8 protein-coding genes and 2 pseudogenes are annotated in these 14,107 nt (G+C 39.8%); all 10 read left to right on the top strand.

What is annotated here, in order from left to right; translation table 11 throughout:
- Positions 1 to 292: pseudogene (locus FH976_RS13535) on the top strand (Y-family DNA polymerase); the annotation flags it as partial.
- A gap of 154 nt (positions 293 to 446) precedes the next feature.
- On the top strand, positions 447 to 1,760 hold the full coding sequence (locus tag FH976_RS13530) for a site-specific integrase (protein ID WP_194091369.1): 1,314 nt from the start codon (positions 447 to 449) through the stop codon (positions 1,758 to 1,760).
- Complete coding sequence (locus tag FH976_RS13525) at positions 1,738 to 3,405, top strand: hypothetical protein (protein WP_194091368.1); 1,668 nt, start codon at positions 1,738 to 1,740, stop codon at positions 3,403 to 3,405. The genes FH976_RS13530 and FH976_RS13525 overlap by 23 nt, the downstream gene beginning before the upstream one ends.
- Entirely contained in the window at positions 3,398 to 5,782 is a 2,385-nt protein-coding gene (locus FH976_RS13520; protein WP_194091367.1) for a hypothetical protein, read from the top strand. The genes FH976_RS13525 and FH976_RS13520 overlap by 8 nt, the downstream gene beginning before the upstream one ends.
- Position 5,783: 1 nt before the next feature.
- Positions 5,784 to 6,206 (top strand): hypothetical protein, encoded by a 423-nt coding sequence (locus FH976_RS13515; protein WP_194091366.1) that lies wholly within the window; start codon positions 5,784 to 5,786, stop codon positions 6,204 to 6,206.
- Between the two features lie 216 nt (positions 6,207 to 6,422).
- The gene (locus FH976_RS13510) at positions 6,423 to 7,502 is read left to right on the top strand and encodes a ComEC/Rec2 family competence protein (protein ID WP_194091365.1); all 1,080 of its coding nucleotides are present in this window, start codon (positions 6,423 to 6,425) and stop codon (positions 7,500 to 7,502) included.
- Entirely contained in the window at positions 7,495 to 8,826 is a 1,332-nt protein-coding gene (locus tag FH976_RS13505) for an ABC-three component system protein (protein ID WP_194091364.1), read from the top strand. Before FH976_RS13510 ends, FH976_RS13505 begins: the two co-directional genes overlap by 8 nt.
- Positions 8,816 to 9,376 (top strand): ABC-three component system middle component 1, encoded by a 561-nt coding sequence (locus FH976_RS13500; RefSeq protein WP_194091363.1) that lies wholly within the window; start codon positions 8,816 to 8,818, stop codon positions 9,374 to 9,376. The genes FH976_RS13505 and FH976_RS13500 overlap by 11 nt, the downstream gene beginning before the upstream one ends.
- A 2-nt stretch (positions 9,377 to 9,378) precedes the next feature.
- Positions 9,379 to 12,561: an AAA family ATPase gene (locus FH976_RS13495; protein WP_194091362.1), complete on the top strand. Its 3,183-nt coding sequence runs from the start codon at positions 9,379 to 9,381 to the stop codon at positions 12,559 to 12,561.
- 567 nt (positions 12,562 to 13,128) lie between these two features.
- Positions 13,129 to 14,088, top strand: a pseudogene (locus FH976_RS13490) (DUF4113 domain-containing protein); the annotation flags it as partial.
- Positions 14,089 to 14,107: the final 19 nt, after the last annotated feature.

Raw genomic sequence — 14,107 nt, 5'->3', positions numbered from 1 at the left:
CTGTCATGGTAATTCTTTTTATTGCAGTGCGGAGCAGGTGTTTCGCCCGGATCTACGTGGCAAGCCGTTGGTGGTGTTATCGAATAATGATGGCTGTATTGTGGCGGCTAATCGTCAAGCTAAAGAGCTGGGTATCCCTAAGTTTGCGCCATTTTTTAAAGTACAGGCTCAATGTGAAAAGCTGGGCGTGATCGCGCTGTCGTCTAACTATGAGTTGTATGCGGATTTATCGGCCAAAATGATGGCGGTGATAGGGCGCTTTGCCCCTCATCAACATATCTATTCTATTGATTTATGGCTACCATACTTTTTTGTAAAGCATTTAAACCTTGGTTTAAGTACCAAAACTAAGTGTTAAAAGGGTTTTAGCCTAATTTTTTTCGTTGATATGATATTAATATATGTAGCACCATGATTTGTAAATTATGAAGAGGAGTTACGTTTACATGTTTGTAAAAAAATTTCATGATCCTCTTTCTCCTGGTAAGCAATGTGTGACCTTGGTAGATGAAGATGATATCCCGTTGGATTACCCTGGGCTGTTCATCAGTCAAGTAGTCAGTCGATCTCGTTACTCAATCAATACTCAAGAACGTATGGTCAGGGACTTGCAGTTTTTTCTTTTGTGGTGGCAAGAGCGAAACAAGGACGGTGGCAATCTCCTAGAGCGAATCCAAACCGGTGAGTATCTGACACAGAATGAGATCGAAAGGTTCTCAGATGCGACGCGGCTGAAGCGAGAAGAAGCCTTTCTTGATCCTAATGTTTTATCAATGCATCCTGAAATCCAGCAACGAATCGTGATGGAAGCCGTTTACGCTGGTCAAGTGAAAAGATCGTTAGTAAAGGCTCAAACAACAAACTACCGCCTTGTAATGGCACGTCGCTACATTAATTACTTGATTCAGCTAATCCATGGCCTAAATGAGTCCTGGGTGCTTCGTCAGTCCCGTGAAGATATGCTTCACGCACTCGACTTAGAGATGCGCCCAGTTTCTTCTGACGAGCAGACCGATCCAGATAGTCCAAAAGGCAGCGAGCCTGAAATCAGCGATAATGCAATTATTCTGCTAGGGCATCTCATTGAAAATGACCCCAGTTCTATATACTTCAGACGAATTTGGAAAAATCCTACCATCCAAGAACGTAACTGTCTCATTATTGATCTGTTACGAACCACTGGTATACGCCGCTCAGAGTTATGCGGCATCAAGCTTGACGATATAGATTTCAGTACGCACAAGCTCCGGATCATTCGCCGACCAAATGATAAGGCTGATCGCCGAGCGCTCACTTCTCAAGTCAAAACTCTTAGCCATACTTCTGTATTACCTGCTCATCTTCGCCGCCGAATTAAAGATTACATCGTAGACATCCGCAGTAAGGTGCCTTGCGTGCAAGGAGTCGAGTATTTGTTTGTTGCACACAAGGGAGTGACTTGTGGCCGAGAGCTCACTCTCAAGACGGTTTCAAAAATATTCGTGCAGCTTAGTCTGGTGCTTGGCGAATCGATATCTGCGCACAAATTGCGGCATCGATTTGTTCAAGACCTGAAGTCCCTGATGGACGAGCTAAAGGTCGATGCCGAAGAACAAGCCCAAATAATGCGTCAACTGCTTGGCTGGAGCCCTAACTCGGATATGCCGGAAAAGGTATATGACGTCTACAACCTGAATCAAAAAGCAGTGCGAGCCATAACCGCCCTGAATGAAAAACGTTTCGCACCTAAGAAAGCATATGACAATGACATCGACTTCTAATGCCCTGACTGTCCAGCCCGTTTGCACCAGTGCGAATGAAGATTCAAAAACAAGACTATGGGTCGCCAAAACTGGCCTAAAATTCGATCCAGAAACCGATGTTTGGAAGCTAAAATATGGGAGCACGCCGGTAAAGGTTGGGTGGCTGAATTCGCTGAAAGACACTACTTTGGCTGCTGAGTTGCGTGAGGGGTTGGCTTCAGCAGCGCGGAAGCTCACTGTCGCCCGAATCTCCCCTGCCAGTAAATGCTGGAGCGAATACCTGTCCCAGAATAACGAGAAAATCACTAAGAGTAGTCTTGTGGCGTATGTTGCATATGTACGCAAGACCCAATCTTCAGATGTCAAGTTGTCTGTAATCAGCGGTACGTTGAAATACCTTCTCCCTCTGAATCGTAGTCGATACAAACCGTTAGTTGACCACTTTAAAACCATTACCTTTCGCAACGGTAACAGAAATGACTTCCTAAATCCGGAAACTGGTGCACTCAGTAGCACAGAGGACGGCAATCTTGTTGATGGGCTCCGACAGCATTACCAGGGCTTGTTGCAAGCAACAAATAACGCTGATAATTCTGGCCTGACTTATGCCGCTTGGTCCGGGTACTTCGGCGTTCGCCTACCGCATTTTACGAGCCGACGTTTCGACACTCTATCCCAGATGAAGTGGAAAGACCTCATAAGTACCCATACACAAGATGGCGATATCGCGCTCATTCGGCACGAGGCCCGTTTTCCCAGAGCTAAAACACAGGATGGTGGTTTCCGTAAACAATGGGAAGGCTACCGCATTGAACTTAATGAAGAATTGGTAGGCGAACTCAATGCATTTCGGAGGGTCACAGAACGTTGCATACACCGCATGCTTCACGAAAACGAGATTAAGCTAAGAGAGAGTGATTTCGCCACACTCGCCAAGGAATGGCCATTGCTTTGCCGACCCAATGCATTTCCTGGTTGCCATACCAATATGAAGCCGTTGAAGTGGCCAGATCGGATGTCACTGTTTACCGCAGTAAATGGAGTAGGTTTACACATGACTTTAAATATGTTCGGTTCACAGACCCGCAAAGTGCTTAAAGCCATGGATATAAAGAGTGAACGGGTCTTGGATTTTAACTACGGGGCGCGCCGCCAACGCCATACGCTGGGCACCTCAATGGCCATCGAGGGGCATACAGATGCAGTGATTGCAAAGGCGTTAGGTGTAATCGATAAGTCCACTGTAAAGGCATACAAGGATATGACTCCAGAGGCAATTGATACTATCGATCGTGTTATGAGTCCCGTTTTTGGTCCGCTCGTCGATATCGCCATGGGACGCATCATTATAAATCGTGACGAAGCGGATGCTCAAGTGACTTCCGATGGCGTCGATGAGATAGGCGCGTGTAATCACTGTCAACAGCAGTGCAAAAACAAGGAGTTGTCAGCGCCGTTTGCCTGCTATCCATGTGATCTGTTTCGACCAATCGCGTCAGCAAATCACAGTCAGGTACTGAATGAAGCAGTACAGCATTATCAGCGCGAAGTGAAGCGCGGAGCACGTCCGTTTCAATTACGAGGTTGGTCAAGAGTTATCCGTTACATCCAGTTAACTATCGTTGCTTGTCACAAATTCAATCAGGAGCAACCGAATGTCTAAAGTCTTTCATCTTGACAGGTTGCAGGTCAATGCGGAGCAGTTCATCGCTGAAATGAAATCAGTGAGCTTTCCCTTTGGAACGTTCGGAAAAACATGGGCTGATGACAACTGGCCACACTTTACATTTTCACGTCATGGAGTTAATTCAAAAGGTATCAAGAACTACGCACAGAGTGAGCTATTACCGCATCCAATGCGGGATTTCGCCAAGGCTTGGGGAGTTTGGTGTCTTACCCAATATGGTAATAATGCGCCGCAATTTGCATTGCATGTGTCGCCTATCAAACTGGTTGAGTTAGCACTTAGAGAGGAAAACCTGCCGTTAAAAATCAGCAGTTTTACTGAGGCGGTATATGACCGCTGTCTTAGCTTGATAAAAAAGCACCATCGTGGATTGGGACGGCGAACAGCTCAGGATCACCTAAACAAACTCGTAAGGTGGCTCAATTCACGCACTGAGTCCGAACAATTGATCCCTCGCTATATTGCGACACGGCAACCCTATCGGGGTAACACCCCGCACTATGTGGATAATACTGCTGAAGAACGACGCAAGTCGAGAATTCCGGACAGCGAAGTGATGTTGGCAACTGCTGAAATTTTCTCGACAGTGATGCCATCAATGGCAGAAATGGAGGCTGTAGAAGGTTGCTTAAGATTTGATTTCGAAAAGCGCTTAGTCGCCTCATGTTGCGCATTACTCATCGCAGAACCTGCCCGGTACGGCGATATTTTCCTTCTGGAGCGAGATTGTGTCGTGGAGAAAACTGATAATAAGGGGAAAACCTATGTCGCGCTGCGGTATCGTGGTAGCAAGGGCCACCCGGATTTCCATAAGGCGATACCTGAAACTGCTGTTCCCTTGCTGAAACGTGCCGTTCTCTGGTTACAGCATATGAGTGAACCTGGCTTGGTCTTGGCTCGTTTCTATGCCAATCCCAACACGGTGTTGAAAAATCTTCTTGTTGGAACCGGCTTTTCAGAGCCAAAACACCTTGAACGATCGAAACCTGTGTCTCTATGGCAGCTCGGAACGATCATCGGTGTTTATGATTGTAAGCCCAAAGGTGAAAAACTGAATGAGGCCTGGAATGTATGGGTTGAGTCAAACAACGAGAGTCTAGGGAGCCAATATACAGAGATATCCGTGGAATTGGCCGCGGTAGCATTAAATGTATCATTGAGTACTGCAAAGAACCTCGGTTTACCATCGCCTTTGACATTGAAGTCATTGCAGGACTTCTGGGTCAAGCGGCAGCAAGATGCTTGGGATGATGGTTACCGATACCACCTCGGTGCGGAGCATAAGGGCAATGGCAAACGCGTACCACTAAGTTCTGCTCTGATAGTACCAACCGGTGCAATGACCGGAGGTGGAAACCCCAAGCCAGATTCAAGTTCAAGACCATCTGGTACGGGTTCCAGCTCAGGACTGTCGTTATCTTTCGTCAATGTGGGAACGTGGTTTACGCGTCGCTTAACAGGCAGTGGCAGTTCTACCTCCATCTTCAGAAATATGGGTTACCCGGAGCACTACTCCTTGGATAGCCATGGATTTCGCCACTGGCTGAACACCGCCGCACAAGAGCAGGGAATGAGTGATTCTCTTATTGCGCTTTGGTCTGGACGTGCCAACAAGAAAACCAATTTTGTTTATGACAATAAAACTGAAGATGGACGTCACGAACATAGCCTTAGCGTGCTAGGCGACGCTGACGAGGCAGTGAAGATTATTGTTGTTCCTGCAAATACAGCGGAGTTTCGAAAGAAAACAGGGCGCAATGGCCTGACATCCACCTCGGCACTACCCGACGAGGTGGATGAAAATGGTGAGCCAGTCATATCATATGTCTTCAAAACAGCCCATCGAATGCCTACAGGTTACTGCGTCCAACCTCTTGAATTGGTTCCTTGTAGAAAATTGGAAGGACTGGACTGCGTGGGTTGCAATAAAAGTTGTCACGTTAAGGGAGACATAGACGACCTGAATGTGCTGCAAGAAGATCACGCAATACAGGCATATCGACTGCATTCAGTTATTAAGCAGCGAGCAGCGGGTGCTTCTGTTGATGATAGGTGGCTGGAAACACACGAACGTCGATACGTTAGGCGCGCCGCTTTGTTGTCTCTCCTAACAGATGACAGCATTGAAGATGGCGCGGTGATTCGGCCAATCAATGATGACAATAACCAATACCTTGTAACAAATGCTGCAATGACCCAATCTGTCACGATGAGACCTCTCCTCCAGGATTTACGGGAAAGGCTAGAGACTGAAGAACTCACTAAACAGCCTATTCAAGAGATAAATGCGGATGATGAAATTACTAATGAGTTCTGTCCGGAAAGGTTTTTAGCTGAGTTAATGGAGTCGTGATATGGCAGCAAAATTAAACTTAAATAGCCAACAGGTATCGGCGATCTGCAAGATCATCGTTGTCTGGTCAGACGACGAAAAACTGACTTGGCTGCGCTTGACTAAAGAAATCAAGGCTCGGATGTCTCTTGATGTTACACGGCAAACGTTGTGTAAATACTTTTCTGTCAAACATGAATACGATATTAGGAAAGAGGCACAACGTGCTGGTGAACAGGCTGGGCGCAACCCTCCAATCTCTGCTACCGAAAGCGATTTACGAAATGAAATCGCACGATTACAACGAGAAGTCAGTGAGCTAGAACGCAAGGTTAATGCTCAGATCGTCGCACTTAATCGCGCCAAGGCAAACGCTGCAAAGCATAATCCACCAATCCTGCCTCATGTTCTCTTTCAAGCTCCTGTTGAAGAAAAGCGAGAATAGGAATGCTGATGGGCTTGGGGGGTGACATTAGGGCGTTTGTGAATCCTCAAAGTAGATGACTTGTTGGTAACAAATAAATCTTTTTAAATAAACCACTTTGAGGAAGATATGGACGAAGTAATATGGAATAAGGTTCACAATACCTGCTCACTCTATTTCATTTGTATCATTGTAGTTGGTATAATATTCCCCGTCTATACCAAGTAAGGTCCTTCAATGATTTCGGTTCGAGTTTTAAAAGCAAAAAACGGTGATTGTATCCTGCTATCTTGGGTTCATGATGGAACTAAGAGAAACATTCTTGTTGATGGTGGTAAGTCCTCTGTATACAAAACAGTCGTACAGAAAGGCGAACTTTATAAAGCACTCAAGATACTTAGAGACAACGGTGAGCGTGTAGATAAGCTGATCCTAACTCATGTTGATGATGATCATATTGGCGGACTTATCAAAGGGTTTGAAACTGGAGAGTTGCTTACCGATTTGTGTGACAGCATATGGTTTAACTCAGGAAGGCTGATTAAGCGAGATTTTAACGCCGAAAGTATTTCGAGTAATGAACTAGATCTTGAGAGAAGGAACCGCAAGGATGGGGAAACAGGTGTAAAGCAAGGAGTCACGTTAGAAGAGCGTATAACAGAACTGGGTATATGGGACGAGGAATTGATTGTTTCTGGACATTCAATTGAGTTTTATGGTGCGAAAATTACGGTGTTGTCTCCCACATTAGAAAAGCTGTCAAAGTTACTACATAAGTGGGAAAAAGAAGCTCCTAGAAGTGTGACATCAGCGTCTGTAAAAGATTATAAAGTAGGTATTGATGAGTTGACTAAAGATGATGTTTTTGAGGGAGACACATCTATTCATAACGGAAGTTCAATAGCTTTTATCTTTGAATATATGTCGAAAAACATTTTGCTTCTAGGAGATGCACATGACGATGTTATCTGTGATTCTTTGTCAGAGATGGTCAGTAGCAAAGGGAATGAAGGCTCTGATGAAAAAACGCTAAAAATTGACTGTGTCAAACTTTCACATCATGGAAGTAAATATAATACAAGCTATGACTTTTTGCGCCTGATTGAGTGTAAGAACTTCATAATATCTACAGATGGTAGTTTACATGGCTTACCGAATAAATTAACACTAGCAAGAATAATAAAAACAATAGATAAGCCCAGCTTGATATTTAATTACCCACAACTTATCAATAAAATCTTTACTAAAGAAGAGCAGGAAACGCTAGCAGGCTCAGGCGTTGTAATTAAAAGCTGTGAAGATCACTTAAATGTATGAATTAGCACTACAAAAAATTAAGAATTCCACTGTAAAGGTTATGGGAGGAAGTGGCGTAATAATCTGTCCATTTACTGATGAATACTCCTATATTTTTACTGCAAAACATGTGATTACTGAGATAGATATTGAGGATATTCATATTGAAAGTGTGAATGGTCTTGATATCAACGTCTTAGATAAACTAGAACATAATGATATTGATCTTGCCATTCTAAAGGTATCTAAGGTAGCTGAAGGTGTACACTTTTATGAGAGCAATTACGAAAACTTCAGTCAGAATTTGAAGCTTTATGGATATCCGGAGCAAAATAGACATCAAGAAAGAGTAATAAATCAATTAGGCTCATACAACTGTGAGCTTTGTGATATAGACGATGAGAAATACATTTTTTTTCTAGATGGTATTGCGCCAATTGATGATGTCGAAGGTTTTTCGGGCGGTGGTATCTTCTCGATTGATCGAGAAACAGGGAGCTTTAGTATTTTGGCTATTGAGATTGGTATGAGAATACCTGAGTCTTCAAACAGTCAAGTAGATACTATAAAGATTGATAGATACATCGAAATCCTCAATAAAAATAACTGGCAATTAGTGATACCAAGTTATCTTCGAAACTTCGAAATGTATAAAAATATAATTTTCGAAGATGTTGATTTAGAGAATGATGGAAGCTTAAATGGAATTAAAGGGTGTTTACGCGTCATATTAGAAGAATATGGGGTAACTAACTCGTTGACGATTAATCCAAACTCAATTTTAGAAAAGTTCGAGAATAAGATATTAACGCATGAACAAAAGAAGAATGATTTGTACAATAGACGCTTATGGAAAGGTTTCTTAGAATTCCTGTCGATATGCCTATCTCTATACCCGCCGTTAGACTCTGATTCTTGCAATGAAAATTATTTGGATGAGTTGTTTGTAAAATTTAGATTTGTCTTTGACCATAAAAAAGTTAACTTTAAAAAACTTTTTAGTACATATATTTTAGAAACTGACTTTGGTCCGCTAAATGAATTGTCAAAAATACTAATCTTCTCGCCACAAAACGCTAGTGTAGTAAACCCTATATTAGACAAAAAAGTCTCTAAGCTGACGTTAGCTGACATATCTAGTTCAATTAGTAGTCAGAAGCATAGGATAGAAGTTGTAATGCGGAACCGTGAAATGAGAAATGACATATTACATTGGCCATCAGTTAATCACAAATGCCTGTCCGATAATGAAGATGATTATAGTAGTTACACCATATTTGATAGCGAACAAGTGAAAGAGAGTTTAAAAAATAGTTATGGGGAGTTTTTAGCTGATGAAGAATGATATATCTTTCGAAGAAAATCATAGTTTTTCGGATCTAGTACCAGATTATGATATAAGAAAATTTGTCTTGTCTTGTAATATGACTAAGTCAGCTATAGTAAATGCATTTTGTTTAGTGTTCGAAAAAGAAAGTGATTTAAAAGAGCAGTGGAAAGATATCGCAGATGTTTTAAATTATGAATACCTAAGTACTAATGAAACCACTGAGTTTGAAAGATGGAACAATTACTTGATATTTGTAATTACAGGTGAAGTATCCCTAGAAACAAAATATGAAATTGAGAATGATAAATTTTACATGCGTAAACTAGTTATAGAGCTTGCAACTGAAAGTGAAGAGATGTTAAAGGATAAAACTATAGCATTTTTAAATAATAGGTTGCTTCTTCGAAACTTTGATTTGTCTAACAATAGTTCTAATAATGATAAATGGAAAGAATCATTGGGAGAATATTCAAAGTCAATTACTAGCGAGAACATTACATTTGGTCGAGATAGAATTTCAAAAGATGCTAGGGTTGATTGGATAAATAGAATGTTAGGTCAATAATAATGAAGTTAAAAAAAATTGAAATACAAGCGTTTAAGTCCTATCTACAAAAAGAGGATGGCACCTTTGATTTTACTAGTAGTGATAGTGGAAACCCTGCTAACTTCATTTCTCTGTTTGCTCCTAATGGATTTGGGAAAACATCTTTCTTTGATGCGATAGATTTTGCTATAACTAAAAAAATAACAAGATATGTTCGTAGTGAGAAGCTATCAAAGTTAAACCTTGAGGAGTGTAAACAGCATAATACTCAAGGAGAAAAACAGTTAGTAATAAGAAATAAGAATGCACCAGTAAATTTAAAGACATTAGTGATTGTTTCTACAGACAGAAGTAAACAGCCATTTATATCTTCATATAAAGATAGTCAGAAAAATAGTTCAGACCTTAGAATTCAATCCAAGAGTAATATCAATAATTACTTTGAATCGTCAATGCTTTACCAAGAGTCTATAGATGCATTTTTGCGAGAAACAAACTCTGAAGACAGGTTTTTAAAGTTCTCAGAGATTGATGATGAGTTAGTTGAAATCAATCGCGTAAGGACCTCTATTCTATCTGTTAAGTCTGAAATTTCAAACGAGGAAGAGCAGCTTGTTGCTAATAAGCTCAAATTAGAAAAAGAAGAAAAAGCACAACTGGAAATTCTCAATAATGTAGATGAAGTTAACCGAATTATTAGCGAATTAAATAAATCCAATATAAATATAAGTCTACCTTTAATATCAGCCCCTTACACTGAAAGTAGTCACTTAGCACTTTCATCTCGAATGAATGAGTTACACAATAGCCTCGAAAAAAAATCGAATATCGATAAAGAAAAAGTATCAGATTTTGAGTCGCAATTATCGAGAATTGAATTTGCTATATCTATGTATCAGCAATATCTTTCATTTAAAGAAGAGAGAGAAAGAATTATACTTCTAAATGGTGATATAAGTAAGTTAGATGGGGTGATCAAAACAAAGATTAAATTAGATAATAATATTAAAAATGCAGAAAGTGCACACAGTGATTTAACCAAAATCCGCAAAGATGCAACAAAATTCACGGAAGAGTATTTACAAAAAACAAATATTGAGAAGGAACTTGAGGAACATAAAAAGATCTTAAGCTCTAGGTCGAAAAGGCTTGATAATAATAAGAAGAAATTATCTAAAATATTATCGGAAAGAGTTGTTCTAGAAAAGGATTTAAGTGAGATAAAGTCAAGAAAATCGCAGGTAAATGATACATACACTAAGCTTAATAAGTTAATTAAAGCTGAGGGAGATTTCAAATTAAAGTCCGAAGTTTTGGATAAGGAATGTGATACTTATATTGAAAAAATAAAGTCAACTAAAAAAGAGGTTGACGAAATTAAACATTTAAAAATTAATGATGTGCACAAATTAGTAGCAAAGGAAAGTATTTCACAGGAAGATAAGGATTCACTTCGTGATATAAGTAATAGATATCAAAATCTAGAAAATGGAATATCAATTATTGATAGAGAGATCAATGCTAAGCACCAGAAACTCAATGAAGTTAGAAAACAAAATTCGGATATTCTGACTTTAATTGAAAAAGCTAGTGCTCTAATTTCAGAAACTCAGCAAAGCCACTGTCCTCTTTGCGATAGACCTAACGATAGCTATGAAGAATTATTAGCTAGGATTAGCAACAACTCAGCTCTCTCAGAGCTAGAGAAGTCTTTAGTGGTCGACTTTAACAAGCTCAATGATGATAAATCAAAGTTAGATAAAAATTTGAAATCTTCACTTGAATCGTTTCAGAAGTTTATCTCTAGTTATATTGTATCAGCAAAGAAAGAAATAGATTTTCTGGATGTAAATAAGGCTAAAAAAGAGATTGAAATTATAAATTCTAGAGAGGAGCTTTCCAAAAGCAGACAAGAACTGAATATCCTGAACACTTCCGTTATGTACATGTCAAAAGAAGAGTTCAACCACCATCTAGATGGTAGAATGTCTGCATTAAAACAGCGTATTAATGAGTTATCTACTTGTGCAGAACTGCTGAAAAAAGAAATTGAAGATGAAAATGTGAGCGTAGATGACATAAATAGATTGCAAGATATAGAAAACAGACTTTCAGAGTCCAATGCAAGACTATCTAGTTATGTAAAGCTTAACAAATTTATTACGAACTCAAAATTGGAACAGAGCTCATCTATAGCTGAAATTACAGAGTTAGCGATAAGTTTGATTGCAGAGCTTGATGCTAAACTAGCGCAGTATATAGCCGAAAAGAGTAAGTTATTAGATGAGGAGAAAAAAATTGCTCTTCATGTCGAAAAAAGCCCTTATGGTAAATTAGAACGAAGGGCAAGAGGCGATAAAATCCATTTTTTACAAGAAGAGATGAATGTAATTATAAAGACTATTCCATGGTTTTTTAATATCCTGAATGGTTATGATTTAGCTAGCAATGAAGACCTGAGTTCCTTCGTCAGGTTAAGAATTGAAAACATGATCAATGATATTTCTTTGAAGGATATTAAGAATCAGAACATGTTGGTGCTAGTGTCAACAGTTAAAGATATTTCTAAAGAGTTGATTGGCTATTCAGATATCACAGAAATCCAAGCAAAATTACGTGAAATAGGTTGTAAATTAAGAAAACTATACGATATTTCTACTGAGCTGGAGAATGATTCTATATCCTTAGGAAAGGAAATTAGTTCGAGAGTTGATGCTTTCTTTAATACGGATTTAATTAATAAAATATATCAAAGTATTGATCCCCATCCAGAATATAAGGAAATTATATTCACGTGTACGGCAGAAGATAAACCAAAATTGTTAGTGTCTGCTCGAAGTACAAAAAGCAACCAGCTTATGTCTCCAACGTTAAGTTTTAGTTCGGCACAAATCAATGTACTAGCGCTAAGTATTTTTCTTGCTAGAGCGATAAATGTTAAAGATGACAAAGGGAATTATGTAGATTGTATCCTAATTGACGACCCAGTTCAGTCTATAGACGCTATAAACACACTAGGGCTGATTGATACTCTTCGGATGATTAGTGTTAAGTTTAATAAGCAGATTATTCTTACAACACATGACGAAAACTTCCATGAGCTGTTAAAGAAAAAAATTCCACAAGATAGCTTTTCGTCTAAATTTCTCAGACTCAAATCTTTCGGTAAAGTTAGTCAAGATAGTTCTACTGAAGAATATTGATTAATATAACGTATGAGCGGTCAAAAATACCGCTCATTTCATAACGAAGTAACCTTTCTACAATGGCTCTAAAAGGCAGTCAGGTTTCAATATGCATTAGCTAATGTGAGTGCGGACTTTAGAAATAAACACCAACTCATTTATGTCCAATTTCGTTTTTATCTAAGGTATTTTGTCCTGTGATCACCGAGCGATTCTGCTGTACCTAAGGTATTTTGTCGCATAGGGCTTTAGCTGCTGGGCCATGCATATTTACTGGAATATGGCACTAAATCAAGTAACCTTGAAGACCTTTCTTTGCACCATATCAATTACATCAGGTGCCGTCATTGATGCCTATTAGTGTAATTTTATTTCAGAAATGCTGGGGATTCTGGATCTGAAGTTTTTTCATTTTTTTTTCGATAATTCCTCGAATCGGTTAAATTACGAGCAAGTTAGTGCAGCCAAGATATCTGCTTTACAAATTATTTGATAAATGTAAAGCTTAATTTTATGATAATATGTTTTTATTTAATGGATTAGATCTAAAATACACTTTTGATTTTATCAAAAAGGTAGTCATAAATTGATGAATCGTTCCTGTCATTTAAGCATTGTTCCAAAGCTTTACCTTGTTTAAAGGAACATGGTGGTCTTATTCGTCGTGCGGTGTGGAAGGAATGTCGTTTACCGGTGTGTGTTGGAATGGGAAAAACATTAACACTGGCTAAAATAGCGAACCATGCCGCAAAGAAAATCCAAGGCTATCATGGGGTCTGTGTGCTTGATACGGAGAAAGAACGCGTCGATGTGTTGAAGTTACTGCCGGCCTCCGAGGTATGGGGAATAGGCCGAAAGCTCACAGCTAAGCTTTCTATTATGGGCATTAAAACGGCGTATGATTTAGCGTGTTTAGATCCAAAAGCAGCACAGCGTCAGTTTAGTGTGGAAGTGGAACGAACGGTGCGAGAGTTGAATGGCCAACCTTGTAAAACGTGGGATGAAGCCAAAGCCGATAAGAAGCAGATCTTCTCAACCCGCAGTGTGGGGAAGCGAATTATTGATTTACCATCATTGCAACAAGCATTGAGTAAGCATGTTGCCATTGCTTCTTACAAAGCAAGGCAACAACAATCGCTTTGCCAAGTGCTGATGTGTTTTGCGGCGAGTTCGCCTTATGATGCCTATCCCGTTAATGATAAGTGCATACACCGTTTTGCCTATCCAACTTCTGATACTACGGTACTCACAAAAACGGTGATGGCAATGGTGGAACAAATGTTTAAGCCTGATGTTCGCTATTACAAAATAGGGGTTGGCTTGATTGATTTAGTAGAAGGTCAGCATACTCAAATGGATTGGTTAAACCCAGAACCGGACGACCCAAGACTGATGAAAGTATTAGATGGCCTAAACCAACGTTATGGCAGTGATAGTGTGTTTTTAGCGGCGCAAGGTATCGAGCGAAAATGGGCAATGAGGCGTGACAGGTTAACACCTCAATATACGACGAGATGGGGGGATTTACCGGTGGTTAGGTGTTAAGGGGAATGGTTTTTGCCCC

Origin of the sequence: Vibrio hibernica (assembly GCF_015223435.1) — a bacterium.
GTDB classification, from domain to species: domain Bacteria; phylum Pseudomonadota; class Gammaproteobacteria; order Enterobacterales; family Vibrionaceae; genus Vibrio; species Vibrio hibernica.
The sequence above is the reverse complement of the archived record's forward strand: the minus strand, read 5'-3'. Positions and strand labels throughout refer to the sequence as shown.

Coding starts and splice junctions, on each gene's coding strand:
- FH976_RS13530 (WP_194091369.1), top strand. CDS start 447: ATGTTTGTAAAAAAATTTCATGATCCTCTTTCTCCTGGTAAGCAATGT.
- FH976_RS13525 (WP_194091368.1), top strand. CDS start 1,738: ATGACAATGACATCGACTTCTAATGCCCTGACTGTCCAGCCCGTTTGC.
- FH976_RS13520 (WP_194091367.1), top strand. CDS start 3,398: ATGTCTAAAGTCTTTCATCTTGACAGGTTGCAGGTCAATGCGGAGCAG.
- FH976_RS13515 (WP_194091366.1), top strand. CDS start 5,784: ATGGCAGCAAAATTAAACTTAAATAGCCAACAGGTATCGGCGATCTGC.
- FH976_RS13510 (WP_194091365.1), top strand. CDS start 6,423: ATGATTTCGGTTCGAGTTTTAAAAGCAAAAAACGGTGATTGTATCCTG.
- FH976_RS13505 (WP_194091364.1), top strand. CDS start 7,495: ATGTATGAATTAGCACTACAAAAAATTAAGAATTCCACTGTAAAGGTT.
- FH976_RS13500 (WP_194091363.1), top strand. CDS start 8,816: ATGAAGAATGATATATCTTTCGAAGAAAATCATAGTTTTTCGGATCTA.
- FH976_RS13495 (WP_194091362.1), top strand. CDS start 9,379: ATGAAGTTAAAAAAAATTGAAATACAAGCGTTTAAGTCCTATCTACAA.